Below are 24,636 nucleotides of genomic sequence, written 5' to 3'. Positions count from 1 at the left end.
CGGTGCGGGACCATGATCATGACGGACCAGGGCGAGACCGGTGAGGCCATCACCATCCTCCTCGTCGAAGACGACGCACCAACCTGCTGGCGCCTTCAGGATGCGCTGGCGAAGGCTGGTTACGAGGTGCGCACGGCCGGCACGCTCGGCGAGGCCCGCAGCGCGCTCGAAGGTGGCGCGCCGCGCGTGCTGCTGACCGATCTCCGGCTGCCCGACGGCCATGGCGTCGAGCTGATCCGCGAAGTCAGGCGGCGCTTTCCCAACACCGAGATCATGGTGATCTCGGCGCTGGGCGACGAGGAAAGCGTGATCTCCGCGATCACCGTCGGCGCCACCGGCTATCTGCTCAAGGACGCCTTCCCGACCGACATCGCCACCACCGTGCGCGATCTGGTCGCCGGACATTCGCCGATCTCGGCCTCGATCGCGCGCTTCATCGTGCGGCGAACACAGAATTCGGCCGAACCACCGCCGGGGCCAGCGCTCAACACCGCGAAGCTGACGCCGCGCGAGATCGACATCCTCTGGGGCATCGCCAAGGGATTCAGCTATGCCGAGATCGCGAGCCACCTCGGCCTATCCCGGCAGACCGTGCCCGGCCACATCAAGAACATCTATCGCAAGCTCGAAGTGCACACGCGCAGCGAAGCGGTCTTCGAGGCGGTGCAGCAGGGCCTGATCAAGCTGTGAGCGAGGTAGCTGCGAAGGCTGTGATTGTCAGGCACAGGCTGCGGCTGGCGCGCATCGTGCCGTATCTGCTGCTCCAGATCCTGATCGTGATCGCTGTCATTCTCGGGCTGGATCTGCTGGAGCCGCGTGACCCCGATAATTTTGCCGTGAGCGAGTTCTCACTGCGCGAAGCCGGCACGACGCGCCCCGTGACGCTGCCTCAATTCACCGCCTCACGTTATTCGCTCGCCGATCCACCGCTCTATTCAGGCCAATTCGTGTTCAAGGCCGATGCCACCAACACGACCTGGTCGGTCTTCCTGCCGCGCTTCAGCAACGGCGTGGAGGTCGCGATCAACGGCGTCACGATCCTGGACTCCCGGCGCGATCCCACGGCCAACCGGCCCGACCGCAACACGCCCGAGATCGCGATGATCCCGGCCTCGCTGCTGCGCGAGGGCAGCAACGACATTTCCGTGCGGCTGTTCGTGTGGGGTCCGCTGCGCGGCTTCCTCGACACCGTCTATGTCGGCCCCGACGCCGCCTTGCGCCCGGCCTACGAGACCCGCACGCTGCTGTTCGTCACGCTGCCCGTGGTATTTTCCGCCTGGCAGTCGATCCTCGCCGTCATCCTCGCCATCATGTGGCTGATGCGGCGACACGAACCTGTCTATGGCGTGCTCGCCGTGGCGATGGTGCTCGGTGTCGTGCAGGCCTTCCTCACGCCGCCGGTGCCGCCGGCCGCCTCGTCCAGACTGACCGGAGTGCTGCTTTCCTCCGCGCCGATTGAGAGCGCACTGATCGTCGCGTCAGCCGTACTGTTCCTCGGCTGGCGCTGGCCGCGCTATGGCGTGCTGCTGTTCGTGCCCGGCCTCATCGTGATCGCAGGCGGTCTCATCGCGGGTCCGCCACTGCCGCGCATTCTCTTCATGCTTCTGGGCATCCCCACGGTCGGATTCTGTCTGCTTCTGATGGCGGGCATTGCAGGCTACGCCGTGTTCCGACGACAGGACGTCGTCAGCTTCGCGCTCGGCTCTGCGGCGACCATCGTGCTGACCTGCTGGGCTCATGACATGCTGTCGGTGTTCGAGATCATGCCGAACGAACGCACCTTCGTTTCGCGGCTGTCCTATTCGGCGCTGCTGATCGCGATCGGCGCCGGGCTGACCTGGCGCTTCGCCCGTGCGCTGAACCAGGTCGACAGCTTTGCCGGCCAGCTCGTCGCGCGCGTGCGCGAGGCCGAGGAACGACTGAAAGCAAGCTTTGCCCGCGAGGAAGCGCGCGCCCGGGCGGCAGCGCTGGCCAACGAGCGCACCCGGCTGATGCGCGACTTGCACGACGGTCTCGGCGGCCAGCTCATCAGCATCGTCGCGCTCTCCGAGCGCGGGCACGAGGGCGCGACCATCACCGACGCAGCGCGCGCCGCGCTGAAGGATCTGCGCCTGGTCATTGATTCCATGGATGACATCGGCGGCGATCTCATGCTCGCGCTCGGCTCATGGCGCGAGCGCGCGGCAATGCAATTGCGGCCGCATGAGATCGTGCTTCATTGGCGCGTGGCAACGCCGCTGGGCCTGCCGCTGCACCCCGAACTGCGGCCCTGGCATGTCATCCAGATCGTGCGCATCCTGGACGAGGCCGTGACCAACGCGGTCAAGCACGCGGCCGCACGCCAGATCACCGTCACGGTCGAGACGCGCAACGACAGCCATGGGCCATACGGCGTGATCAGCGTCGCGGACGATGGTCGCGGCTTTGCGCTTGGTGAGGACGGCGCAGCTGCGGGCGCGAGCCAGACCGCGCGCGGCGTGTACAACATGAGAAGCCGCGCCAGGCGTTGCGGCGCGGTGCTCGACCTGAGCTCGGATGGATCGGGCACAATTGTACGTCTGCAATTGCCGCAGACCTTTCCCGACAATGATGCGGCCGGCGGCTGAAAAGCCCTCTCTCCTTGCGCATGGGACGCTCGGAGAGAGGGAACGGGCGGGATCATGGCCTGCGGAGCACGGGGGGTTCGTCCGCACAGCTTCGTCGCCCGAAAGAGACGTTGCTCAGCGTACGCCAACGCGATTGACGGGGCCGCCACGATTCATCGGGGTGCCGGCACGGACACCGACCCCGGGCGCGCCCACGCCGGGCGTCGCCACGACCGCCGCGGCGACCGGCGCTGCCGGTGCAACCACCACGGCCGCATCGGGCCGCACCACGCAGCCCTTGGGCACGCCGACCGTCTTGCAAAAGACAACTGCTTGCGCCGGGGTCGTGCCCAGCGAGATCATCGCCGCACCCACCAGCAACATCATCGTCAGCCCGGCGCTCAGCGCTCCCACTCTTTTCGACATCTTGCTCTCCTGCTTCCCGTTCGGCGCCCTGGTGCAATCACCTGATCTCGCGGCCGACGTGCAGCTTCAATGGCAAAAGACCGCCCGCCAAGACATGCCATGAAGATGGGGGTGCGGCAGGTAAGCCTGCGGAGCCGATGCCATGAACATGGCATGGACCGGCCATGGATCTCCGCGAGATGGTCCGCCGCGCTAGATCCCCAGCGGGACTACTACAATTGCAAAGAGGTGCTTTATGAAGACTTCAATTCTTGCCGCGCTGCTGCTCGCCGCCACGGTCCTGCCGACCATGGCGCAATCCGGCCCCACGCCGCAGGAGCAGATGGCCTGCCGCGGCGATGCCAGCAAGTTCTGCGCCGAGCACATCGGCAAGCCGCCGGAGATGAATGCCTGCCTGCGCGAGAACAAGACGAAGCTTTCAGACACCTGCCGCAAGGTGGTGGAGTCGCACGGCGGCTGACACTTCTTCCTGTCCGCCTGGCGCAGGCGGCCTGCCGAAGGAACGCATCGCATGCCGCTCACATTCGCGTGCGCGGCATCAAGTGCTAATCGTCATCGTCGCCGAACAGCCGGATCTGCGGGACGCCACCGCGCGGCCGACCGGCAAAATCGCGCGCGTCGGAATCCTCGCGGACGCTCCGCGCGACATCATCCCAATTGGTCTGGTCGCGCGCGCCGCGCGCATCGCGTTGTTCATAGCGATGACGCTCGGCCCAGCGTTCGTGCCGTTCCGCCCGACGACGCTCGGATGTGGCGCGCTTGATGTCGGAATCCCTGGCCTTGGCATAGGCATTCTCGGGGGAGGATGCCGGCTCTGTCGAAGCCTGCTGCTCGATGGGCTTCGTCGCTGGCAGAGGCGACGGCGCCGGCTTGGGCGGTTCGACGGAAGCGGTCTGCGCGGGCGGCGGCGCCGGCGGTTCTACTTTGGCCTCAGCGATCGCCGCATCGGGCTTCGCGTCCGGCTTGGCTTCGCCCTGCGCCTGAGCCGGCGACGCGACGATCGCTCCGAACGCCTGCGAGCCCGTGAGATATTGCACGCGCTCCGACGCAGTGTTGCTTTCCGCGCGCTGCGCCACCTTGCTGGTGTCAGGCCCATGCTTGGGCGCGATTGGATTCATGATGTTGCCGGCAACAATGCCGCCGCCGAGACCAATAGCAATGGCGGCAACGATCGATCCGGCACCAACGAAATAAGCTGTCGCGGCGCGCATTGGCTCACTCCCTGTTTGGAGCGAGCAACGCATTGGGATTGCCGGATGTTCCTGATCGGAAGCTGTTCCCTGAAGGGAACGATCAGATCTGTCGCGCGACCTGCTCGAGCCCGATGATGCGGGCGAGCTTGCGCACTTCTTCCTTCTGATCGTCACGCAGCTGGAACAGCAGCGGCATCGCGGCCGACTTCAGCTGCTGGACCTCATCGCAATTCGGATCGATCTGCACGTTCGGCCCGTTGGGATTGGAGAGCTTGTTCGCCGAGATCTTCTTGACGACGTTGCGCAACGCGCTCTCGACCGAGGGCCAGTAATATTCCTGCGACGACGACAGTTTCAGCCGATCCCGGATGCCGGCGATCTGCACGTCCGAGAGCAGAGAATAGGTCTTTTGCGGCTGTGGCTTCGCAACCGGCTTCGGCTTCGGCGGAGGCTCGATCGCGGCGGTCGTCTCCGCAGGCGCAGGCGCCTCGTTCACGCTCGGCTTCGGCATCGGGAAATCGGACGGCGTGGCGGCGGCAAATGCCTGGCGGAGCGGCTCGGTGAGCACAGGCGCCTGCGACAGCCTGTCGGCGGGAACCTGAACCGGATCGATTGCGGCCGAGGCCAGCGCCAGGGTCGGAACCAGCCGGTCGGCCTTGGCGGCGCGGTTGGCGGCGAGCGGCTTGGGCAGGGCCTGGGTGATCATCTCGGCACTGGCACTGGGCACGCTGTCGCGGCCGAGAATGGCGGTGGTGGCGGCACCGAGGACGAGGATACAGGTCAGCACGGTGATGGTGATGGCTCTGGACAAACGTCTCTCCGGAAGGACCGCTTCACGATGTTGTTAGAGATGCCGGGCAAAAGGGCACGAATTAAGGCTTGAGTGTGCCTTTCAGGCGACAATCATCATGCTTGCGGCGTCGAAGCCAAAAAGCGCTGCGAAATCAGGCCGCTAAGGCCAGATCGTAGGCGTCCTGAATGTCGGCGACGATCTCGGAGGCTTCCCATACCGCCCGCGGTTCGACCGATTGCAGCGTCACCGTCCAGTTTCCGCCCCGACGGGTGCGTGGGACCTTGACGATGTCGAAGCGGACATTGCGGCAGAGCGGGTGACGAGCCAGCGCATGGGCGACGCGGACGCGGATCTCGTCCAGTGAGGCCGCTGTCTTGCTGTTGAGATAATCGAAATCCATTGCCTGTCCCTCTCGTCCTGATTGGCGGCCGTGAGGGATTGTTGGCGGGCGATGGTTAATCTGCCGTTAAATGCGGGCTTGAGGAGCCATGCGGGATTAACCGTGCTGGGGCTGCAAAACGCTACTGCCACCCGCCTCGCGGTACTCCGCGACCGTCCGAGCAATGAGGTCATCGACCGCCATCACGCCGGTGACGCCCGACGTCGAGTGCCCGCCGCTCCAGATATCGCGCCAGCGTTCGGGGCGGTTCTCCCGCGCACCGACATCGATGTCCTTGCCGATGTCGATCGCGCCGCGCGCCGGCAGATCATTGGGGTCGAGCCCGGCGGCGACGATTGACGGCTTCAGCATGCTGGTCTGCAAGCCCGTGAACGCGGTGGTGAGCAGGATGTCGTCGGCGCTGCTCTCGACCAGCATCTGCTTGTGGCGCTCGTCCGCCATGCTCTCGCGCGTCGCGATGAATTTCGTGCCCATGTAGCCGAGATCGCAGCCGAGCACTTCGGCCGCATGCAGCGCGCGGCCATCGCTGATGCCGCCGGCGAGCACAATGATGCCGTCGTAGAACGCACGCACCGCGCGGACGAAGGCGAACGGATTGAGCCAGCCGGTTTGTCCGCCCGCCCCCGCCGTCAGCAGCACCAGCCCATCGGCGCCTGCTGCTGCCGCGCGCTCGGCGTGGCGGATCGAGGCGACGTCCGCCAAAACCAGGCTGCCGGCATCATGCAGCGGCTTCAGCACTTGTGCCGGCGAGCCGACCGAGGTGATGACGATCTCCGGCTTGTGCCTGAGCAGCACGGCGAGATCCTGCTCCAGCCGCGCATTGGAGTGATGCACGATCAGGTTCGGACAAAGCGGCGCGGCCTTGCGGCCGGTTTGATCTTCATGATCGCGCAGCCGCGTTGCGATCTCGGTGAGCCATCCATCGAGCTGTTCCGGGCCGCGGCAATTCACGGTGGGGAAGCTGCCGATCACGCCGCTCCGGCAGGCTGCAACCATGAGCTCGACGCCCGACACCAGGAACATGGGAGCTGCGATCAGGGGCAGGCTGAGACGATCGCGAAATTGTTGCAGTCGATCTGACGTCACGCATGCCTCCCATCACTCTTGGCTCCGCGCGCGGGCTTTGTCGTTCCATCCCGCATGCTCTGTGCTAGCCTCGTCGGCAACATTGGCACGCGAGAAGCCGATGACAAAGCAACGAGGAAACATATGTCCGATCCGCTCCACGCATCGTCCCCGACTTGTGCGCAGACGCTACGGGCGCTGGCGCGCTATCCTGGTCGCACCGCTTTCGCGTGGCCCGGCGGATCACTGAGCTATCAGGGCACGCTCGATCTGATCGGACGCATTCAAGGCGTGTTCATGCGGCTCGGCTTGCAACCGGGGGCGCGCGTCGCCTTCCTCACCGCGAACCGCGCCGACACCTGGTGCGCCGGCGTCGCCGCGCAATTGTCGCGGTGCTGCGTCACCTGGCTGCATCCCCTGGGATCGGAGACGGATCAGCTGTTTCAGCTCGAGGATTCCGACGCCGAGGTGCTGGTGGTCGATGTCGCTGCGTTCCGCGATCGCGGCGGCGAGCTTGCAGCGAAGGCAACACGGCTCAAGGCGGTCTTCACGATGGGGCCGGCCGATTACGGCGTCGATCTGCTGGCGGCGATCGAGAGCGCGGGGCACGCCAGCGCGCGGTGCCTCGCTGGTCTCGACGATCTCTCCACGCTGAACTACACCGGCGGCACGACCGGCAAGTCGAAGGGCGCGCTGCGCTACCACCGCGAAAACGCCGGCGCCGCCGCCGCGATCCTCGCCGATTTCGAGATCCCCGACGCCGCGCGCTATCTCACGGTGGCGCCGATCAGTCACGTCGCCGGCACCAAGGTGCTGCCGACGCTGATGCGCGGCGGCACGGTGCACATGCTGAAGGGGTTCGACCCTGAAGCCGTGCTGGCAACGATCACGCGCGAGCGCATCAACTTCACGCTGTTCGTGCCGACCATGATCTATGTGCTGCTCGATCATCCCGCGCTCGGCAAGACCGACCTCTCCTCGCTCGAGCTCGTGCTTTATGGCGCGTCGGCGATGTCGCCGAGCCGGCTGGTCGAGGGCATCGAGCGCATCGGCCCGGTGTTCTCGCAGCTCTACGGCCAGACCGAATGCTATCCGGTCTCGGTGCTGCGCAAGAGCGACCACGATCCCAAGACGCCGGAGCTGTTTCTATCCTGCGGCTTCCCGATCGCGGCCTGCGAGGTCAGGATTCTCGACGACAACGACCAGGAGGTGAAATCAGGCGAGGCCGGCGAGATCTGCGTGCGCGCACCGCATGTGATGGCGGAATACTGGAAGCGGCCTGACATCACCGCCGAGACGTTGAAGAACGGCTGGGTCCATACCGGCGACATCGCGCGCCAGGACGAGCGCGGCTACATGTTCATCCTCGACCGCAAGAAGGACATGATCGTCACCGGCGGCTTCAACATCTTTCCGCGCGAGATCGAAGACGTGCTGTCGCAACACGCCGACGTCGCCATGGTCGCGGTCGTCGGCGTGCCCGACGAGAAATGGGGCGAGGCCGTCACCGCCATCGTCGTGCCGCGTGAGGGCACAAGGCCCGATCCGGACGAGCTGATCAACCTGGTGCGGACGCGAAAGGGCTCGGCCCATGCGCCCAAGCAGATCCAGTTCGTCAAGCAGCTGCCGATGACCGGCGTCGGCAAGGTCGACAAGAAGGTGCTGCGCGCAGGCTTCTGGAGCGGGCGGGACCGGATGGTGGGGTAATTGTCCCGATTGCGGCAATGGTTCGGACTACACGCATCGCGCGAAACACCGGGAGTTTTGCGTGTTTTCACCCGGGGTTTTACGGTGTTGTTGTGGCCTCGGCACCACAATGCCCGGCAGAGTGCGTGCCCGGGCCGGCCGAGCGATTGCCGGCGAATCCGGGAATCAACTAGACCGCTGATGGGGCTGGGAAGCGGAGTGGGACATGAGAGTCGCTTCCCTGGAAAGTGCAGTCGCCGCGGTCACGTTGATCACGGCTATCATCGTGGTGCTGTGGGAGATCAAGATCTTCTACGGATTCTGAACTGGCAGGATGCTTTGGTCGACACGATCTTGCATCCCTTCCGCGGCGGCGGAAGCTGCCGTTCAATCGGCCCACGCAGCAAGCCCTGCGCTTGCCGTCACTCTGATCGCTTCTCGATTACCAGGCTCTGGATCGCACGGCCGAAATAGCCCTGCCGGTCAGCGAGCCGCGACATCGCAAGGCCCGCGCCGTCGGGGCCGATCCAGGACTCACCGTCGAGCAGGATCCAGTCGCCGACCGGCTGGCGCGCCAGGTTCACCGTGAGGTCGGCATTGATGTAGGTCCAGGCGCGGAAGTCGAGCGTCGATGCGGTGCCGTTGGAGAAATCGGCAGCGACCACGGCGCGCATCGCCTGCGAGACCGCTTCGCCCTCGACCAGCGGATGGTCGAGGCGAAACCAGATCGCGCCGGCGCCGGCCTGGCCGAAGCGGCCACGCGCAGCGCGCATCGAGACCATGCCCGCGAACGGACTGGTGGCGCCGTGGCCGTCCTCGACCAGCGAATCCTCGGGCGACGGCAGTGTCACAGGCAGATCCTGCACGTCGTCGGGCAGCGGCTGCGCCTGCTGCTTGATCTTGAGCACGATGGCGCCGACGACCTGCACGTCGTCGGAGAAGAGCTTGACCTCGCAAAGCTGGATCTTGCGGCCTTCGCGCAGCACCTCGGTCTCGATGGTGAGCGGCGCGACCGGCACCGGGCGCATCAGATCGATGGTGACGCGCGCGATGTTCATCGGCACCGGCGTCGGAATCCGCTCCGCCGCCCACGTCACCAGCGCCGACGGCGCCGAGCCGTGCTGCATGCGCCGGTCCCAGGGGCCGGCGGCACTGGGGCTGGTGACGACACTGTTGCCGTCGACGCGGTAGATGGCACTCATTTTGCGAGCACCATCACAACGGCGGATCGATCGCCTCGTCGTATTCCTTCTTGAACCGCGCGATCATCTCGGCGGCGGGCACGATGCCCTCGACGCTGCCGATACCCTGGCCCGAGCCCCAGATCTCCTTCCAGGCCTTCGGCTTAGCGCGCTCGCCGGAGGCGTCGGTACCGAAGTTCATCTTGGACGGATCCGATGTCGGGAGGTTTTCCGGATCCATGCCGGCGGCGAGGATCGAGGGCTTCAGATAATTGCCGTGCACGCCGGTGAAGAGATTGGAATAGACGATGTCGTCAGCCGTCGAACCCGCGATCATCTCCTTGTACTTCTCGACCGCGTTGGCTTCCTTGGTCGCGATGAAGGCCGAGCCGATATAGGCGAAGTCGGCGCCGAGAATGCGCGCGGCGCGGATCGCCTTGCCGTTGCCGATGGCGCCCGACAGCGCGATCGGACCGTCGAACCATTTGCGCGTTTCCGCAACGAAGGCGAGCGGCGAGATCGTGCCGGCATGGCCGCCGGCACCGGCCGCGACCAGGATCAGGCCGTCGGCGCCCTTCTCGATCGCCTTGTGGGCGAACTTCTGGTTGATCACGTCGTGGAAGACGATGCCGCCCCAGCCATGAACCGCCTGGTTGAGCTCCTCGCGCGCGCCGAGCGAAGAGATGATCATCGGCACCTTGTACTTGGCGCAGAGCTGCATGTCGTGGTCGAGCCGGTTGTTCGACTTGTGCACGATCTGGTTGACCGCGAACGGCGCCGACGGCTTGTCGGGGTGGGCGCGGTCATAGGCTGCGAGCTCTTCGGTGATCCGCGCCAGCCATTCGTCGAGCAGCTCCGGCGGCCGCGCATTCAGCGCGGGAAACGAGCCCACCACGCCCGCCTTGCACTGTGCGATCACGAGGTCGGGCACCGAAATGATGAAGAGCGGCGAACCGATCACGGGGATCGACAGGCGTCCCTTGAACAGAGCAGGCATGGACATTGCGGAACGATCCTTTGCTGACAGGCGCATGAGAGGTTGGGACCATACCAACAAGGCAATCTTTCCACTGTCAAGTATTGCGTTGTGACGCCGTGGCGGACGGCGCTACCGCAATTCCAACGCGCGGAATTCCGGCTGCTGTCATTCGGGGCGCGCCACTTGGCGCGAGCCCGGAATCCATTTCGCTATTCGCGCTGCGGCCCGATGGATTCCGGGTTCGCGCTTTCGCGCGCCCCGGAATGACGGCGAGCTACCCCACCAAATCCGGATTGATCAGCCGCTCGAACGAGAACATCTCGTCCCATTTCTCCTGCGTCAGCAGCTTGCGTTCGCTCACCACGATCTGGTGCAGCGACTTGCCGCTCTTGTAGCCCTCGCGCGCGATCTCGGCGCATTGCTTGTAGCCGAGCAACGGCTTCAGCACGGTGACGATGCCGAGCGAATTCAGCACCATGTTGCGGGTGTGCTCCTCATTTGCCGTGATGCCGACGACGCAGTTTTCGCGCAAGGAGTTGACCGCGCGCTCCATGGTGCGGATCGAGAAGAACAGCGCGAACGAGATCACCGGCTCCATCACGTTGAGCTGGAGCTGGCCGGCAGAGGCCGCGAGCGTCACCGTGGTGTCGAGGCCGATGACGAGGAAGCTCGTCTGGTTGACGACCTCGGGGATCACGGGATTGACCTTGCCCGGCATGATCGAGGAGCCCGGCTGCAATTGCGGCAGGTTGATCTCGTTGAAGCCGGCGCGTGGGCCCGAGGCGAGCAGGCGGATGTCGTTGCATATCTTTGTCAGCTTGCTCGCGGTGCGCTTCAGCACGCCGGAGAGCTGCACGTAAGCGCCGGTGTCCGAGGTCGCCTCGACGAGATCGCCGGCGAGGATGAAGTCGACGCCGGTCAGCGCGCTCAAATGCCGGACCGCGAGCTTGGGATAGCCGACCGCGGCCGTGACCGACGTGCCGATCGCGGTGGCGCCGAGATTGATCTCGCGCAGCAGCGCGCGCGCCTCCGAGATGCGATCGACCTCCTCCCCGATCGTGGTGCCCCATCCGCGGAATTCGGCCCCGAGCGACATCGGCACCGCGTCCTGCAGATGCGTACGCCCCATCTTCAGCACGCGGTCGAACTCGCGGCCCTTGGCGAAGAACGCCTCCTGCAGCTGGCGCAGCGCCGTCATGTAGCTTTCGAGGCGCAGGATCAGCGCGAGGCGAAACGCGGTCGGATAGGTGTCGTTGGTCGACTGGCCGTAATTGACGTGGTCGTTCGGGCTGACGTGCTGGTAGTCGCCCTTGTGGAAGCCGAGCGATTCCAGGGCGAGGTTGGCGATCACCTCGTTGGCGTTCATGTTGGTCGAGGTGCCGGCGCCGCCCTGGATGAAGTCGGTGACGAACTGGTCCATCATGTCGCCGGCGATGACGCGATCGCAGCCGAGGATGATGGCATCGGCGACCTTGGCGTCGATCGCGCCGAGATCGCGGTTGGCCATCGCCGCGGCCTTCTTCACATAACCGAGCGCCTTCACGAAGTAAGGCTCCTGGTTCATCGGAATGCCGGTGATGTGGAAGTTCTCCTTCCCCCTGATGGTCTGGACGCCGTAGTAGATGTCGTCGGCGATCTCACGCTGTCCGAGGAAGTCCTGTTCGGTGCGGCTCATGGGCGCTCCTTGCTGCTCGCGCGGCGTCCCTAGTTCTGGCACAGCGCGCTGGTGACGACGGTATCGGTGCGGCAATCGTCGGGCTTGCGTTGCCTGCCCGGGATGAGAACCTTGGCCGAACACTTCTCGGCGGAGTCGGTGTTGAGGCTCTTGCCTTCCTTGTAGCCCTTGCTCTGACAGAGCTTGATGGCGGCGAGCTTGCAGTCGGGCGCACCGTTCGACGAGAGCGGACAGGTCGTGCGTCCGGACACCATGGTCGACGGCGTCGCCAGCCGCGACAAATCGTTCAAGGTTTCGCTGGGGCTTTTGATCGGCGGCAGGACCCTGGGCAGCTTGTCGAACAGCTTGCCCATTTCGTTGATCAGCCCGGGGTTTTCCTCACCCGCCGGCGGCGGAGACGCGGGCGTTGCCGGAGCCGGCGCGGCCTGAGGTCCCTGCTCCTGCAAGCCGAGCGAGGGCGGCGCCGATTGCGCCCAGCCGGTCCCGCCGGCACCAAGCAGGAGCAGCACCGCTGACGTCAGCGTCCCGAGCCACACGGCCGGATTGCCGGATCGAACCATCATGAGGCCAACCGTAGCCGAAGCCGGCGCGGTGGCAAAGTTCAGATCAGCTTGATCGCGACCACAAAGCCCAGCACCAGCACGGCGGCGCCAAGCGCGACCCACAGGCCGAGATGCCGCTCGATCCGCTCGCGGATCCAGTCACCATAGCGGTTGAGCAGGATCGCGACGATGAAGAAGCGTCCACCGCGTGCGACGATCGAGCACAAGACAAAAAGCACGAGATTGTAGCCGGCAAAGCCCGACGTGATGGTGACGAGCTTGTAGGGGATCGGCGTCAGGCCCTTGAGCAGGATGATCACCGCGCCCCACTCGGCATAGGAGGCGCGGAAGGCGTCGACCTTGTCGCCGAGGCCATAGACCTGGATCAGCCAATGGCCGACCGAGTCGAACAGCAGCGCGCCGATGGCATAGCCGAGCAGTCCGCCCAGAACCGAAGTCGCGGTGCAGATCGCCGCATAGACCCAGGCGCGCTGCGGGCGCGCCAGTGACATCGGGATCAGCATCACGTCCGGCGGAACGGGAAAGAAGGAGCTTTCGGCAAAAGCCACGGCACCCATGATCCAGAGCGCGTAAGGCTTGTGGGCGGCGTCGATGCACCAGTCGTAGATACGTTTCAGCATGGCGCCGCGATGAAGCACCATGGGACGGATTTGTCCATCGCGAGTTTTTGACGATTTAGTGCCGTTTCCGCGTCGCCCGACCCTCGAGCGCGACAATCGGACGCCGGGCGGACATGCGCGGTGAGGCGACTTTGGGCAGCTTCATCGGCGACTTCGGCAGCTTTTCGGCGATGCCGAGCATGTCCTCACGCCGCGACATCTCACGCCAGACGTCTTCGGGGCGGACACCTGCGGACGCCCAGAGCACGGTGAGATTGTAGAGCAGATCGGCGCTTTCCCGGACCACGGCCTCGGCATCGCCGTTGACCGCATCGATCACGACCTCGATCGCCTCTTCGGCCAACTTCTTCGCCATTTTGGAGGGGCCGCGCTGAAACAGCCGCGCGGTACGCGATGTTGCCGGATCAAGGTCTCTGGCCGCGAGCACAGCCAAATATAGCCGCTCAAGCGAATCACTCATGTAATCAAAACTACTCTAAACCCATGGAGAGCGCGTTAACGCCCGGCAATAAAAGCGAAAAACAGGCCGACGCGACAAGTGCGACGGCCTGTTGATCGTTGGCTTATGGCGAATGGTTACTCGCAACCGTAGCCGGAATAGCCGTGGGCGCAGACCTTGTTGTAGCCGCCGTAGCGCTCCTGGTAGTCCGAGCCGTAATAATAGGGACCATAGCCGGGACCACTGTAGTAGGCCGGGCCGCTGTCATAGTAGTAGCCCGGACCCGCATCATAGGCGTAGGCGTCTCGGGTCGCCGCGATCGCGAGCCCGGTGCCGATGGCGCCGGCAATCGCCGCACCGGCGAAGGCCGCGCCGCCGCCGCCATGCCAGTGGCGGCCGCCGGCGAACGATGCGGTCGGGGCGACACTGGTCAGCGCCAGCACCGCGGCAGTGGCGAGAACGGCTTTGCGGCCGGCGAACCTCGAAAATCGGTTAAACATGATTTGGACCCTCCTTGGGACCTGCACTGGTGCCTCGAGACAGGCTCATGCCTCTCAAACACCTTTCACCTAAGTTAGGTTCCCCAACCCCAACACAAGCTGAACGGCCTTGCGTGATCGTGACGCATCCTTCGCTCATCTCCCGTTCAGGTTGGGGGATGCAGCCAAACCCCGCGCGCTGCTTCTCAACGCCGGCGACGAGGGATCGAGCGGATAGCACAAGCTTCCGCTGTATCTCGCTGGCGATCCCTGCTTAGAATGTCATCTCAAAGTCATCCCGCCTGCCTGGGTCAGCGCCTGCTTCATGTCCATTTTCCGTCTCTACACCCGCGTTCTCGAGCTGCTCGGCAAGGAGGCGCGGCTGGGCTGGTTGCTGGCCTTCGCGAATCTGCTGCTGGCCGGCTCGCAATTCGCCGAGCCGGTGCTGTTCGGACGGATCGTCGACGTGCTCTCCGGCAAGACCGTCGCAGGCTCGAGCTCGGCCTGGCCATTCCTGATGGCCTGGGTCGCGTTCGGCCTGTTCACCATTGCCTGCAGCGCGCTCGTGGCCTTGCAGGCCGACCGGCTCTCCCATCGTCAGCGCCAGGCGGTGCTGACCAGCTATTTCGAGCACATCCTGCAGCTGCCGCTCACCTTCCACTCCGGTACCCATTCGGGACGGCTGATGAAGGTGATGCTCAACGGCACGGACGCGCTGTGGCGGCTCTGGCTCGGCTTCTTCCGCGAGCATTTCGCCGCGATCCTCTCCGTCGTGGTGCTGCTGCCGCTGTCGCTCTATCTGAACTGGCGGCTCGCAATCCTCCTGTTCGTGCTCTGCATCGTCTTCACCGCGCTGACGACCTTCGTCGTGCGCAGGACCTTCGGCATGCAGATGGCGGTCGAGGAGCATTACAGCGAGCTCTCCGCGCGCGCCTCCGACGCACTCGGCAATGTCGCGCTGGTGCAGAGCTTCGTGCGGGTCGAATCCGAGGTGAAGGGCTTGCGCTCGGTTGCCGACGAGCTGCTCGCGGCGCAAATGCCTGTTCTGTCCTGGTGGGCGCTCGTCACCGTGATCACGCGCGCCTCCACCACCATCACCGTGCTCGCGATCTTCACGCTCGGTATCGCGCTGCATGACCAGGGCCAGACTTCAGTCGGCGAGATCGTGATGTTCGTGAGCTTCGCCACGCTGCTGATCCAGAAGCTGGAGCAGGTGGTGAGCTTCATCAACAACGTGTTCATGGAAGCGCCGCGCCTGCGCGAATTCTTCAATGTGCTCGATGCCGTGCCCGCGGTGCATGACCGGCCGGATGCGATCGATGCCGGCCGGCTCTCGGGCCTCGTCGAGTTCAACGACGTTACCTTCTCCTATGACGGCAAGCGGCCAGCGATCGAGGACGTCTCCTTCACAGCGCTGCCCGGCCAGACTATCGCGCTGGTCGGCCCGACCGGCGCCGGCAAATCGACCGCGATCGCGCTGCTGCACCGTGCCTTCGATCCGCAATCCGGCTTCATCAGGATCGACGGCATGGACGTGCGCGGCGTGACCCTGACATCGCTGCGGCGGAACATCGGCGTCGTGTTCCAGGAAGCGCTGCTGTTCAACCGCTCGATCGAGGAGAATTTGCGCGTCGGCAAGCCGGATGCCACCGAGGCCGAGATGCGCAAGGCCGCCGAGCGCGCGCAGGCGATCGACTTCATCGAGCGCAGCGGCGGCTTTGCGACCAATGCCGGCGAGCGCGGCCGCATGCTGTCGGGCGGCGAGCGACAGCGGCTCTCGATCGCGCGTGCACTGCTGAAGGACCCGCCGATCCTGATCCTGGACGAGGCGACCTCCGCGCTCGATGCCGTCACCGAGGCCAAGGTGAACGCTGCTCTCGATGAAGTGATGAAGGGCCGCACCACCTTTGTGATTGCCCATCGCCTCTCCACCATCCGAAATGCCACTCGGATCCTGGTGTTCGAGAACGGGCGGGTGATCGAAAGCGGAACTTTCGATGAACTCGTCGCCAAAGGCGGCCATTTTGCCGAGCTCGCCAAGGCCCAGTTCATGGTGCAGGAACAAGCACAGGCTGGCGTGCGAAGCGGCGTGAGTGCCACGCAGGCTGCTTCGGCTACCGTCAAGTCCCCGTAACGCCGTCGAAATTCAGCCTATTTCATTGCGGATTACCGCATTGAAGCCCCTATTCTCGACGCACGAGCCAGTATAGGTTTGCGCTGCCGCGAGCGGCGGCGCTGGATTTCAAAACCGAACATCAGATCACGAGAACCGCGTGGAACCTGCGGCTCTCCAAGGACCGGAATCGGATAGTGCACGCCTTTCGCCCGCTGCTTCGCAAATCCCTGTTCAACCTGTTTGCGGCGACCCTCGCCGTCGGTGCGCTTATTGTACCGCGCATCGCGAATGGCGAAGCGCTGCTGCTGATCGAAGCCGATACCGGCAAGGTGCTGCAGGCTGATAACGCCACCATCCCCTGGTATCCGGCCTCCGTCACCAAGATCATGACCGCCTATGTGACATTGAAGGCGGTGAAGGATGGCAAGATCACGCTCGACACGCTGCTGACGGTGTCGCCGACGGCCGCCTCGCAATCGCCCTCGAAGATGGGCCTGCGGCCGGGAACACAGCTCACCGTCGACAATGCGCTGAAGATGATGATGGTGAAGTCGGCGAACGACATGGCCGTGGTGCTGGCCGAAGGCATCGGCGGTTCCATCGACGGCTTCGCGGTGATGATGAACGACACCGCGAAGAAGCTCGGCATGACGCAGACGAACTACGTCAATCCCAACGGCCTGCCCGCCGATGGACACGTCACCTCGGCGCGCGACCTCGGCATTCTCGCCCGTTCGTTCCTGCGCGACCTGCCCGAATATGAGTACTTCGTGCACATCCCCGCGATCCGTTTCGGCAAGCGGATCACGCCGAACTTCAACAAGCTGATCGGTCGCTATCCCGGCGCCGACGGTTTCAAGACCGGCTTCATCTGCGCCTCCGGCTACAACCTCGTGGCTTCGGCAACGCGCAACGGCCGCCGTCTGATCGCGGTGGTGCTCGGCGCCAGCTCCGGCACTGCGCGCGCGGTGAAAGCGGCGCAGCTGCTCGAGCGCGGTTTCAGCCAGGACAATCTGTCGTGGCTGCGCCCCTCGCTCGGCACGGTCGAAAACCTCGTGCCGGTCGACGCCTCGCCGCCGAATCTGCGCGATGAGATGTGCGGCGGTCATCGCAAGCATCCGGCCAGCGACGACGACGATGCGTTGATCGCGACCAATGGCAGCGGATCAGGCTCCTTGACCGGTGGCGAAGCCAAGGTCACGTTCTTCACCGCCGGCCTGCAGCCGCCGCTGATGAAGGCATCCGAGCTGATGGCCTCGGCCCCGGAAGCCGCAGAACCCGTTGTGGTCTATACCGGCCCGACCCGCAGCGGCGCTGCCCTCGTCGCGGCTGTCGCGGCCGACGCCGACCAGCAGGTCACGCCGAAGGCACGTGGCAAGAAGTCGCGAATTGCCAGGAAACCCGACGCCGGCAGCGAGGCCAAAACGGCAGCGGCAAAGCCAACAGCCGCCAAGCCCGACGCCACGGCGAAGGGTGACGCAAAGAGCGATACGAAGGGTACGGCAAAGCCGGCCGCGAGCAAGCATGCCGCGGCCAAGTCTGCAGCCGACAAGCCGGCGGCGAGCGGCGATCAGGCGGCCAAACCTGCAAAACCCAAGGCCGCGACAAAGCCTGCGGCGAAGCCCGCGCCCAACAACAGCTAGGTTAACGCGCGAGGCCCGTCAGGCCGCCGGCCGCACTTCGCATCTGCGGCAGCGACTTGCGACGATTCCAGTAGCCACTCCCCGGCCTTTGCCCTAAGCCTCGACCGCTTGCCAGCCGTTCCGGCAGGCTCGATACTGCCGGCAATGAGGCAGCCCGGGACACAACGGGCTCTGACGTTAAGAGAGGGGAGTTTCCATGGAGCGCATCTGGCTCAAGCAATATCCGCCCGGCGTGCCCGCTGATATCGAGCCGACGCAATACGCATCGCTGGTCGACCTGCTGGAGGAGAGCTTTGCGAAGTTCGCCGACCGCAAGGCGTTCATCTGCATGGACAAGGCGATCACCTATCGCGATCTCGATCAGATGTCGCTGGCGCTCGCTGCCTATTTGCAGGGCCGTGGCCTGCAGCGCGGCGCCCGCGTCGCGATCATGATGCCGAACGTGCTGCAATACCCCGTGGCCACCGCGGCCGTGCTGCGCGCCGGATTTGCCGTGGTCAACGTCAATCCGCTCTACACGCCGCGCGAGCTCGAGCATCAGCTCAAGGATTCCGGCGCCGAAGCCGTCATCGTGCTGGAGAACTTTGCCCACACGGTCCAGCAGGTGATCGCGAAGACGCCGGTCAAGCATGTCATCGTCGCCAGCATGGGCGACCTGCTCGGCTTCAAGGGCGTGATCGTCAATCTGGTGGTCCGCCGCGTCAAGAAGATGGTGCCGGCGTTCGCGCTGCCCGGTTCGGTGTCGTTCAACGACGCGCTTGCCGCCGGCCGCGGCCAGAACTTCAACAAGCCAAAGCTGTCGCCCGGCGACGTCGCCTTCCTGCAATATACCGGCGGCACCACCGGCGTCTCCAAGGGCGCGACGCTGCTCCACCGCAACATCGTTGCCAACGTGCTGCAGAACGACGCCTGGCTGCAGCCGGCGCTCAACGCGCCGCCTCATGTCGAGCAGCTCATGATCGTCTGCGCGCTGCCGCTCTATCACATCTTCGCGTTGACGGCCTGCTACCTGCTCGCGGTGCGCGCCGGTGGCTGCAATCTGTTGATCCCCAACCCGCGCGACATCGCCGGCTTCGTCAAGGAGCTGGCGAAATACCAGGTCAACAGTTTCCCGGCCGTCAACACGCTCTACAACGGCCTGATGCACCATCCCGATTTCAAGAAGCTCGACTTCTCCAAGCTGAAGATCTCAAACGGCGGCGGCATGGCGGTGCAACGCCCCGTGGCCGATCAGTGGAAGGCCGTGACCGGCTGCTTCATCGCCGAAGGCTATGGCCTGTCGGAGACCTCGCCGACGCTGACCTGCAATCCCGCGACGGCGACGGAGTTCACCGGTACGATCGGCATTCCCGTGCCATCGACCTGGATCTCGATCCGCGACGACGACGGCAACGAAGTGCCGCTCGGCCAGGCCGGCGAGATCTGCGCCAAGGGCCCGCAGGTGATGTCGGGCTATTGGAACAGGCCGGAAGAGACCGCCAAGGTGATGACATCAGACGGCTATTTCCGCACCGGCGACATCGGCGTGATGGACGAGAAGGGCTTTACCAAGATCGTGGACCGCAAGAAGGACATGATCCTGGTCTCCGGCTTCAACGTCTACCCGAACGAGATCGAGGAAGTGATCGCGAGCCATCCGGGCGTGCTGGAATGCGCCGTGATCGGCGTGCCCGACAGCAATTCCGGTGAAGCGGTGAAGGCCTTCGTGGTCAAGAAGGACCCGAACATCACGGCCGAGGATGTCATCAAGTTCTGCCGCGAGCAGCTCACCGGCTACAAGGTGCCCAAGCAGATCGAATTCCGCACCGATCTGCCGAAGACCAATGTCGGCAAGATCCTGCGCCGCGAGCTGCGCGACGAGAAGAAGGCCCAGGCGGCGTAACGCCGCCTCTGCTGTCCATGGCTGATATCGACGACATCGCGCCATCGGGCATTCTCGCCTTCTGGCGCGAGGCCGGCCGCGAGCGCTGGTACAAGCGCGACGACGCTTTCGACGCGGAGATCCGGCACCGTTTTCTCGCGCTCTGGCAGAAAGCCGTCGCCGGCGAGTTCGCGTCGTGGGAAGACAGCGATGGCGGCGCGCTGGCGCTCCTCATCGTGCTCGACCAGTTTCCCCGCAACATGTTTCGCGGCACGCAAGCGGCCTTTTCCAGCGACGCGCTGGCGCTCGGTGTTGCCAGGCGCGCCATCGATCGCGGCGCCGGCGGCAGGGTCGATCCTGCCCTGCTCGAATTCCTCTATATGCCGCTGATGCATTCCGAGCATCTTCCCGACCAGGAGCATTGCATCGCGCTGTTTCACGGGACCGACAACACGGAGGCCCAGGAATCGGCTGCCGAGCACGCCGAGATCATCCGCCGGTTCGGCCGCTTCCCCCATCGCAACCGCGTTCTTGGCCGCCAGACCACGGCTGACGAACAGACGTTCCTCGACGGCGGCGGTTTTTCAGGCTGATGACATCGCGGTGAAGGGCCGCCGGCCCCTCGGCTTCTTCCGCCGGCAATATTGTGCAGTCCGGCCGCACGGTCTAAAAAGCGGTACCGATTTTCAGGGAGACTGACGATGGCGATCCAAGTAGGCGACAAGCTGCCCGAGACGAAATTCCGCGTGATGACGGCGGAGGGCCCGCAGGTGAAGACCACCGACGATATCTTCAAGGGCAAGAAGGTGGCGCTATTCGCGGTGCCCGGCGCCTACACCGGCACCTGCCACAAGATGCATCTGCCGAGCATCTTCCTCAACGCCTATGCCATGAAGGACAAGGGCGTCGACACCATCGCGATCGTCTCGGTCAACGACGCGTTCGTCATGAACGCCTGGAAGCGCGACACCGACCAGCGCGACGAGGCGATCTTCCTCGCCGACGGCAATGCCGACTTCGCCAAGGCGATCGGCATGGAGCTGGACGCCTCCGGCAACGGCCTCGGCATCCGCTCCAAGCGCTACTCGATGCTGGTCGAGGACGGCGTGGTCAAGAGGCTGAACCTCGAAGCGATGCCCGGCAAGGTCGAGGTCTCGGGCGGCGATACGCTGCTGGGGCAGCTGTAAGGCTGTCGCTGTAAGGCGGCACCGTTCCGGCCACAAATGACACTGTCATGCCCCGCGAAGGCGGGGCATCCAGTATTCCAGAGACAGTGAGATTCATCACAACGGCCGCGGCGTACTGGATCGCCCGCCTTCGCGGGCGATGACAGCGGAGAGTGTAGCAACGTCTGAGACGACGTCTCCCCTACTCCGCCACCCGCTGCTGCAACCGCGCCTTCACGATTCCATCGCGCGCCAATTGGTCCGCGCGCTCGTTCTCGGGATGGCCGGCGTGGCCCTTGACCCAGTGCCAGCGCACCTCGTGCGCTTTCAGCGCTGCATCGAGGCGCTGCCATAGCTCGACATTCTTGACCGGCTTCTTGTCGGCGGTGCGCCAACCGTTGCGCTTCCAGCCGTGAATCCAACCAGTGATGCCCTGCCGGACATATTGGCTGTCGGTGTAGAGATCGACGGTGCACGGCTTCTTCAGCGCTTCGAGCGCCGAGATCGCCGCCATCAATTCCATCTGGTTGTTGGTGGTGTGGCGCTCGCCGCCGTTCAGCTCTTTTTCCTTGTCACCGAACTTCAGGATCGCGCCCCAGCCGCCGGGCCCGGGATTTCCCGAGCACGCGCCATCGGTGAAGATCGTGACATTGGGGAGCTCGCTCACGCGACCAGTCCTGACGGCATCAGCCCATAATCCCGCACGCTGGAAACGCTCTGGTGGAAGCGCAGCTTGCGGACATATTCGAGGGGATCCTTCGGCTTCACCAGCGCGCCCGGTGGCACATTGAGCCAGTCGACGAGCCGCGTCAGCAGGAAGCGGATCGCGGCGCCGCGCGCGAGCAGCGGCAGCGCGGCCTCTTCGGCCTCGGAAAGCTTTCGCACCCGCCCGTAAGCGTTGAGGAAGGCGCGCGCCTTGGTGACGTTGAAGGAATGATCTGGCTCGAAGCACCAGGCGTTCAGGCAGATCGCGACGTCATAGGCCAGCATGTCGTTGCAGGCGAAGGTGAAGTCGATGATGCCCGACAGCTTGTCGCCGAGGAAGAAGACGTTGTCGTTGAAGAGATCGGCGTGGATCACGCCATCAGGCAGATCATTCGGCCAGACCCCGCCCGAGAGGTAGTCGAGCTCGGCTTCGAGAAACGCACGCAGCCCCGGTTGCACCTCGTCAGCGCGAGCAGCCGCAGCCTCGAACAGCGGCCGCCAGCCGGACACTGACAACGCGTTGGCACGCTTGATCGCAAAATTGGCGCCAGCCAGATGCATCTTCGCCAGCCCCTCGCCGACGCCGGCGCAATGCACGGCGTTCGGCTTGCGCGGCCAGACGCCTTCGAGAAAGGTGATGATCGCGGCCGGGCGTCCCTGCAGATCGTGCAACGCCTCGCCATCCCTTGCCTTCACCGGCAACGGGCAGTTCACACCGTGTTCGGCCAGATGCGTCATCAGCGCGAGGAAGAACGGCAGATCGTTCTTCGCCACGCGCTTCTCATAGAGCGTGAGGATGAACGACCCCTTGGTCGTATGCAGCAGGAAGTTGGTGTTCTCGACGCCCTCGGCGATGCCCTTGTAGGAGAGCAACTCGCCGAGATCGTATTGCCTCAGGAAATCCGCAAGCTCGTCGGCGGCAACGTCGGTGTAGACCGCCATAAAGATCTACTCGGCGGCAGCTTCAGGGCGCACCTGGCGCGGCAGCGGGAAGAACTCGTTCTCTTCCGCGGCCGAGACCGTCTCGACATGCAGCGTGTAGCGCTCGGCGAACGCGTCCATGATCTCCTCGACGATCACTTCCGGCGCGGACGCACCCGCGGTGATGCCGAGGCTCGTGATGTTGCCGAACTTGGTCCAGTCGATGTCGGCGGCGCGCTGCGCCAGCACGGCGATCTTGCAGCCCTCGCGCTCGGCGACCTCGCGCAGACGCTGCGAGTTCGACGAGTTCGGCGCGCCGACCACGATCAAGGCATCGACCACCGGCGCCACCTTCTTCACCGCGAGCTGGCGGTTGGTGGTGGCGTAGCAGATGTCTTCCTTGTGCGGCCCGTTGATGTTCGGGAAGCGTTCCTTGAGCAGCGCCACGATCTCCGCGGTATCGTCGATCGACAGCGTGGTCTGGGTCACGAAGGCCAGATTGTTCGGGTCCTTCGGATTGATGGTCTTGGCGTCCTCGGCGGTCTCTATCAGGGTGACGGCGCCGACCGGAAGCTGGCCGAGCGTGCCGACCACTTCGGGATGATGCGAATGGCCGATCAGGAAAATCTCGCGGCCGCGCTTGAAGTGGATGGCGGCCTCGCGGTGCACCTTGGTCACCAGCGGGCAGGTCGCATCCAGCGAAAACAGATTGCGGGACTGGGCGTCGGCCGGAACCGACTTCGGCACGCCATGGGCCGAAAACACCACCGGGGCGGTGGCGTTCTCAGGAATCTCCGCCAGCTCCTCGACGAAGATGGCACCCTTCTTCTTCAACCCGTCGACGACATATTTATTGTGCACAATCTCATGGCGAACATAGACGGGCGCGCCGTACTTATCGAGCGCCCGTTCCACGGTGTCGATCGCCCGGACCACCCCGGCACAGAAGCCGCGGGGAGAACAAAGCACGATCTTGAGGTCTGGTTTGGCTGACATTGAGCGATCTCGGGACCGAATCACCCTTTCGCCTTCTGGCGGGGGACGGTCGATGGGATGGAAAAGGGCCTAAAACGGTCTGCTAGGACGTTAGTGCGACTTGAGAGGGAATTGGGCCCCCTTTCGAGCGCTGTCAAGGCACTATCTATAGCAGAACCATTGCGTGGCTACCCCTGTCGGGCTTATATAGCGCCAATTCCCTGTCATCGCTGATGACCACCGGTTTCGCCTCCTGAGGGGGTGGGCGAAGCACAAAGGAGATTTGCCATGAGCAACGCACCTCTGATGCCCAAGGCGACCGCCGTCTGGCTGCTCGACAACACCGCGCTGACCTTCGACCAGGTCGCCGATTTCACCAAGATGCATCCCCTCGAGGTGCGCGCGATCGCCGACGGCGACGCCGCCCAGGGCATCAAGGGCATGGATCCGATTTCCAACGGCCAGCTGACCCGCGAGGAGATCGAGAAGGGCGAGAAGAACCAAGACTACCGGCTCCGTCTCCAGGAGAGCAAGGTCGTGCTGCCGCCCCAGCCCAAGCGCAAGGGCCCGCGCTACACCCCGGTGTCGCGCCGCCACGAGCGCCCCAGCGCCATCCTCTGGCTGCTGCGCAGCCATCCCGAGCTCAAGGACGCCCAGGTCATGCGCCTGGTCGGCACCACCAAGAGCACAATCGCCAGCGTCCGCGACCGCACCCACTGGAACACCTCGCAGCTGACCCCGATCGACCCTGTGACCCTCGGCCTCTGCTCGCAGATCGAGCTCGACTTCGAAGTGGCGCGTGCGGCCAAGGAAAAGCCGATCGACGCAAACTATGGCGGCGCCACCCTGCTGCCGGCGTCCGAGACCACCAAGAAGGACGAGCACGAGCCGTCGGAGAAGTCGAGCGACGACCTCAACGTCGACGCCGTCTTCGCCAAGCTCAAGACCCTCGGCGGCAAGAAGCACGAGGAAGAGGAGGAGTAATCCTTCGTCCTCATTCGCTATCGAATGCGAACGCGGCGGGCCAACCTGCCGCGTTTTTGTTTGGTGAGCTCTATCCCGTCATTGCGAGCGCAGCGAAGCAATCCAGACTGTCACCGCGGAGGGATACTGGATTGCTTCGCTGCTGTTTAGCCCGGACACATAGCTTACACTTGTTCGGAGA

General features: G+C 64.6%; 25 protein-coding genes. 10 read left to right on the top strand and 15 right to left on the bottom strand.

The features are described from left to right. Window positions 1-18 precede the first annotated feature (18 nt). Together Q0687_RS09505 and Q0687_RS09500 are read left to right on the top strand one after the other, a co-directional pair. The gene (locus Q0687_RS09505; protein WP_298875195.1) at window positions 19-690 is read left to right on the top strand and encodes a response regulator transcription factor; all 672 of its coding nucleotides are present in this window, start codon (window positions 19-21) and stop codon (window positions 688-690) included. Next, entirely contained in the window at window positions 687-2,606 is a 1,920-nt protein-coding gene (locus Q0687_RS09500; RefSeq protein WP_298875067.1) for an ATP-binding protein, read from the top strand. Before Q0687_RS09505 ends, Q0687_RS09500 begins: the two co-directional genes overlap by 4 nt. A 114-nt stretch (window positions 2,607-2,720) precedes the next feature. Here the strand turns inward: Q0687_RS09500 and Q0687_RS09495 are convergent, their stop codons facing one another. Beyond that, entirely contained in the window at window positions 2,721-3,011 is a 291-nt protein-coding gene (locus Q0687_RS09495; RefSeq protein ID WP_298875064.1) for a hypothetical protein, read from the bottom strand. 235 nt (window positions 3,012-3,246) lie between these two features. Here Q0687_RS09495 and Q0687_RS09490 point away from each other — a divergent pair, with 235 nt between their 5' ends. After that, the gene (locus Q0687_RS09490; RefSeq protein ID WP_298875059.1) at window positions 3,247-3,471 is read left to right on the top strand and encodes a cysteine rich repeat-containing protein; all 225 of its coding nucleotides are present in this window, start codon (window positions 3,247-3,249) and stop codon (window positions 3,469-3,471) included. An 85-nt stretch (window positions 3,472-3,556) separates the two neighbouring features. Here Q0687_RS09490 and Q0687_RS09485 read toward each other — a convergent pair whose 3' ends face one another. The 4 genes from Q0687_RS09485 to Q0687_RS09470 form a co-directional block, all read right to left on the bottom strand. Further along, entirely contained in the window at window positions 3,557-4,222 is a 666-nt protein-coding gene (locus Q0687_RS09485; protein WP_298875057.1) for a hypothetical protein, read from the bottom strand. A gap of 82 nt (window positions 4,223-4,304) precedes the next feature. Beyond that, window positions 4,305-5,015: a hypothetical protein gene (locus Q0687_RS09480; RefSeq protein ID WP_298875054.1), complete on the bottom strand. Its 711-nt coding sequence runs from the start codon at window positions 5,013-5,015 to the stop codon at window positions 4,305-4,307. Window positions 5,016-5,148: 133 nt separating this feature from the next. Then, the gene (locus tag Q0687_RS09475) at window positions 5,149-5,397 is read right to left on the bottom strand and encodes a hypothetical protein (protein WP_298875052.1); all 249 of its coding nucleotides are present in this window, start codon (window positions 5,395-5,397) and stop codon (window positions 5,149-5,151) included. A 96-nt stretch (window positions 5,398-5,493) separates the two neighbouring features. Beyond that, window positions 5,494-6,483 carry a nitronate monooxygenase gene (locus tag Q0687_RS09470; protein WP_298875049.1) on the bottom strand — a complete coding sequence of 330 codons (990 nt, stop codon included), beginning with the start codon at window positions 6,481-6,483 and terminating at the stop codon, window positions 5,494-5,496. Window positions 6,484-6,606: 123 nt separating this feature from the next. Between Q0687_RS09470 and Q0687_RS09465 the strand changes: the two genes are divergently transcribed. After that, complete coding sequence (locus Q0687_RS09465) at window positions 6,607-8,169, top strand: AMP-binding protein (protein WP_298875046.1); 1,563 nt, start codon at window positions 6,607-6,609, stop codon at window positions 8,167-8,169. Window positions 8,170-8,570: 401 nt separating this feature from the next. On the opposite strand, the gene Q0687_RS09460 is transcribed toward Q0687_RS09465, so the two are convergent. The 7 genes from Q0687_RS09460 to Q0687_RS09430 all read right to left on the bottom strand — a co-directional run bounded on the left by Q0687_RS09460 (window position 8,571) and on the right by Q0687_RS09430 (window position 14,105). Then, a complete protein-coding gene (locus Q0687_RS09460) occupies window positions 8,571-9,350 on the bottom strand; it encodes a thioesterase family protein (protein WP_298875043.1) in 780 nt (259 codons plus the stop codon). Between the two features lie 13 nt (window positions 9,351-9,363). Continuing rightward, the gene (locus Q0687_RS09455; protein WP_212073076.1) at window positions 9,364-10,332 is read right to left on the bottom strand and encodes a nitronate monooxygenase family protein; all 969 of its coding nucleotides are present in this window, start codon (window positions 10,330-10,332) and stop codon (window positions 9,364-9,366) included. A gap of 250 nt (window positions 10,333-10,582) precedes the next feature. Next, window positions 10,583-11,983: an aspartate ammonia-lyase gene (locus tag Q0687_RS09450; protein ID WP_298875034.1), complete on the bottom strand. Its 1,401-nt coding sequence runs from the start codon at window positions 11,981-11,983 to the stop codon at window positions 10,583-10,585. Between the two features lie 29 nt (window positions 11,984-12,012). Further along, on the bottom strand, window positions 12,013-12,546 hold the full coding sequence (locus tag Q0687_RS09445; RefSeq protein WP_298875032.1) for a hypothetical protein: 534 nt from the start codon (window positions 12,544-12,546) through the stop codon (window positions 12,013-12,015). Window positions 12,547-12,584: 38 nt separating this feature from the next. Beyond that, the gene (locus Q0687_RS09440) at window positions 12,585-13,187 is read right to left on the bottom strand and encodes a YqaA family protein (RefSeq protein ID WP_298875030.1); all 603 of its coding nucleotides are present in this window, start codon (window positions 13,185-13,187) and stop codon (window positions 12,585-12,587) included. 34 nt (window positions 13,188-13,221) lie between these two features. Continuing rightward, a complete protein-coding gene (hisE, locus tag Q0687_RS09435; RefSeq protein ID WP_298875028.1) occupies window positions 13,222-13,626 on the bottom strand; it encodes a phosphoribosyl-ATP diphosphatase in 405 nt (134 codons plus the stop codon). A gap of 116 nt (window positions 13,627-13,742) precedes the next feature. Continuing rightward, window positions 13,743-14,105 carry a hypothetical protein gene (locus Q0687_RS09430; protein WP_298875025.1) on the bottom strand — a complete coding sequence of 121 codons (363 nt, stop codon included), beginning with the start codon at window positions 14,103-14,105 and terminating at the stop codon, window positions 13,743-13,745. A 304-nt stretch (window positions 14,106-14,409) separates the two neighbouring features. On the opposite strand from Q0687_RS09430, the gene Q0687_RS09425 reads away from it, so the two are divergent. The 5 genes from Q0687_RS09425 (at window position 14,410) to Q0687_RS09405 (ending at window position 20,891) form a co-directional block, all read left to right on the top strand. Continuing rightward, window positions 14,410-16,218 carry a glucan ABC transporter ATP-binding protein/ permease gene (locus tag Q0687_RS09425; RefSeq protein ID WP_298875022.1) on the top strand — a complete coding sequence of 603 codons (1,809 nt, stop codon included), beginning with the start codon at window positions 14,410-14,412 and terminating at the stop codon, window positions 16,216-16,218. Between the two features lie 176 nt (window positions 16,219-16,394). Next, on the top strand, window positions 16,395-17,843 hold the full coding sequence (locus Q0687_RS09420; RefSeq protein ID WP_298875019.1) for a D-alanyl-D-alanine carboxypeptidase family protein: 1,449 nt from the start codon (window positions 16,395-16,397) through the stop codon (window positions 17,841-17,843). A 196-nt stretch (window positions 17,844-18,039) separates the two neighbouring features. Further along, window positions 18,040-19,725 (top strand): long-chain fatty acid--CoA ligase, encoded by a 1,686-nt coding sequence (locus Q0687_RS09415; RefSeq protein WP_298875016.1) that lies wholly within the window; start codon window positions 18,040-18,042, stop codon window positions 19,723-19,725. Window positions 19,726-19,742: 17 nt separating this feature from the next. Continuing rightward, window positions 19,743-20,297, top strand: coding sequence for a DUF924 family protein (locus tag Q0687_RS09410; RefSeq protein WP_298875013.1), 555 nt, complete (start codon window positions 19,743-19,745; stop codon window positions 20,295-20,297). 108 nt (window positions 20,298-20,405) lie between these two features. Continuing rightward, window positions 20,406-20,891, top strand: coding sequence for a peroxiredoxin (locus Q0687_RS09405; RefSeq protein ID WP_298875010.1), 486 nt, complete (start codon window positions 20,406-20,408; stop codon window positions 20,889-20,891). A 181-nt stretch (window positions 20,892-21,072) separates the two neighbouring features. On the opposite strand, the gene rnhA is transcribed toward Q0687_RS09405, so the two are convergent. Genes rnhA through ispH form a run of 3 tightly spaced genes read right to left on the bottom strand, consistent with a single transcriptional unit; the run spans window position 21,073 to window position 23,492 of the window. Then, window positions 21,073-21,537, bottom strand: a complete 465-nt coding sequence (gene rnhA / locus Q0687_RS09400) for a ribonuclease HI (RefSeq protein WP_212298479.1) — start codon at window positions 21,535-21,537, stop codon at window positions 21,073-21,075. Continuing rightward, window positions 21,534-22,517 carry a homoserine kinase gene (locus tag Q0687_RS09395; protein ID WP_298875001.1) on the bottom strand — a complete coding sequence of 328 codons (984 nt, stop codon included), beginning with the start codon at window positions 22,515-22,517 and terminating at the stop codon, window positions 21,534-21,536. Before Q0687_RS09395 ends, rnhA begins: the two co-directional genes overlap by 4 nt. A 6-nt stretch (window positions 22,518-22,523) precedes the next feature. Further along, window positions 22,524-23,492, bottom strand: a complete 969-nt coding sequence (gene ispH / locus Q0687_RS09390; protein ID WP_298874998.1) for a 4-hydroxy-3-methylbut-2-enyl diphosphate reductase — start codon at window positions 23,490-23,492, stop codon at window positions 22,524-22,526. A 267-nt stretch (window positions 23,493-23,759) separates the two neighbouring features. Between ispH and Q0687_RS09385 the strand changes: the two genes are divergently transcribed. After that, a complete protein-coding gene (locus Q0687_RS09385) occupies window positions 23,760-24,455 on the top strand; it encodes a cell cycle transcriptional regulator TrcR (protein WP_298874995.1) in 696 nt (231 codons plus the stop codon). Window positions 24,456-24,636 lie beyond the last annotated feature (181 nt).

This window comes from uncultured Bradyrhizobium sp., from assembly GCF_936928535.1.
Classification (GTDB): Bacteria; Pseudomonadota; Alphaproteobacteria; order Rhizobiales; family Xanthobacteraceae; genus Bradyrhizobium.
The sequence above is the reverse complement of the archived record's forward strand: the minus strand, read 5'-3'. Positions and strand labels throughout refer to the sequence as shown.

What these genes read in the sequence shown, in the direction of transcription:
- Q0687_RS09395 (WP_298875001.1), bottom strand. Translation starts at nt 22,517, where the DNA reads ATGGCGGTCTACACCGACGTTGCCGCCGACGAGCTTGCGGATTTCCTG.
- Q0687_RS09465 (WP_298875046.1), top strand. Translation starts at nt 6,607, where the DNA reads ATGTCCGATCCGCTCCACGCATCGTCCCCGACTTGTGCGCAGACGCTA.
- Q0687_RS09440 (WP_298875030.1), bottom strand. Translation starts at nt 13,187, where the DNA reads ATGGTGCTTCATCGCGGCGCCATGCTGAAACGTATCTACGACTGGTGC.
- Q0687_RS09490 (WP_298875059.1), top strand. Translation starts at nt 3,247, where the DNA reads ATGAAGACTTCAATTCTTGCCGCGCTGCTGCTCGCCGCCACGGTCCTG.
- Q0687_RS09405 (WP_298875010.1), top strand. Translation starts at nt 20,406, where the DNA reads ATGGCGATCCAAGTAGGCGACAAGCTGCCCGAGACGAAATTCCGCGTG.
- Q0687_RS09455 (WP_212073076.1), bottom strand. Translation starts at nt 10,332, where the DNA reads ATGTCCATGCCTGCTCTGTTCAAGGGACGCCTGTCGATCCCCGTGATC.
- hisE (WP_298875028.1), bottom strand. Translation starts at nt 13,626, where the DNA reads ATGAGTGATTCGCTTGAGCGGCTATATTTGGCTGTGCTCGCGGCCAGA.
- Q0687_RS09410 (WP_298875013.1), top strand. Translation starts at nt 19,743, where the DNA reads ATGGCTGATATCGACGACATCGCGCCATCGGGCATTCTCGCCTTCTGG.
- Q0687_RS09385 (WP_298874995.1), top strand. Translation starts at nt 23,760, where the DNA reads ATGAGCAACGCACCTCTGATGCCCAAGGCGACCGCCGTCTGGCTGCTC.
- Q0687_RS09430 (WP_298875025.1), bottom strand. Translation starts at nt 14,105, where the DNA reads ATGTTTAACCGATTTTCGAGGTTCGCCGGCCGCAAAGCCGTTCTCGCC.
- Q0687_RS09475 (WP_298875052.1), bottom strand. Translation starts at nt 5,397, where the DNA reads ATGGATTTCGATTATCTCAACAGCAAGACAGCGGCCTCACTGGACGAG.
- Q0687_RS09450 (WP_298875034.1), bottom strand. Translation starts at nt 11,983, where the DNA reads ATGAGCCGCACCGAACAGGACTTCCTCGGACAGCGTGAGATCGCCGAC.
- ispH (WP_298874998.1), bottom strand. Translation starts at nt 23,492, where the DNA reads ATGTCAGCCAAACCAGACCTCAAGATCGTGCTTTGTTCTCCCCGCGGC.
- Q0687_RS09485 (WP_298875057.1), bottom strand. Translation starts at nt 4,222, where the DNA reads ATGCGCGCCGCGACAGCTTATTTCGTTGGTGCCGGATCGATCGTTGCC.
- Q0687_RS09460 (WP_298875043.1), bottom strand. Translation starts at nt 9,350, where the DNA reads ATGAGTGCCATCTACCGCGTCGACGGCAACAGTGTCGTCACCAGCCCC.
- Q0687_RS09415 (WP_298875016.1), top strand. Translation starts at nt 18,040, where the DNA reads ATGGAGCGCATCTGGCTCAAGCAATATCCGCCCGGCGTGCCCGCTGAT.
- Q0687_RS09425 (WP_298875022.1), top strand. Translation starts at nt 14,410, where the DNA reads ATGTCCATTTTCCGTCTCTACACCCGCGTTCTCGAGCTGCTCGGCAAG.
- Q0687_RS09445 (WP_298875032.1), bottom strand. Translation starts at nt 12,546, where the DNA reads ATGATGGTTCGATCCGGCAATCCGGCCGTGTGGCTCGGGACGCTGACG.
- Q0687_RS09495 (WP_298875064.1), bottom strand. Translation starts at nt 3,011, where the DNA reads ATGTCGAAAAGAGTGGGAGCGCTGAGCGCCGGGCTGACGATGATGTTG.
- Q0687_RS09505 (WP_298875195.1), top strand. Translation starts at nt 19, where the DNA reads ATGACGGACCAGGGCGAGACCGGTGAGGCCATCACCATCCTCCTCGTC.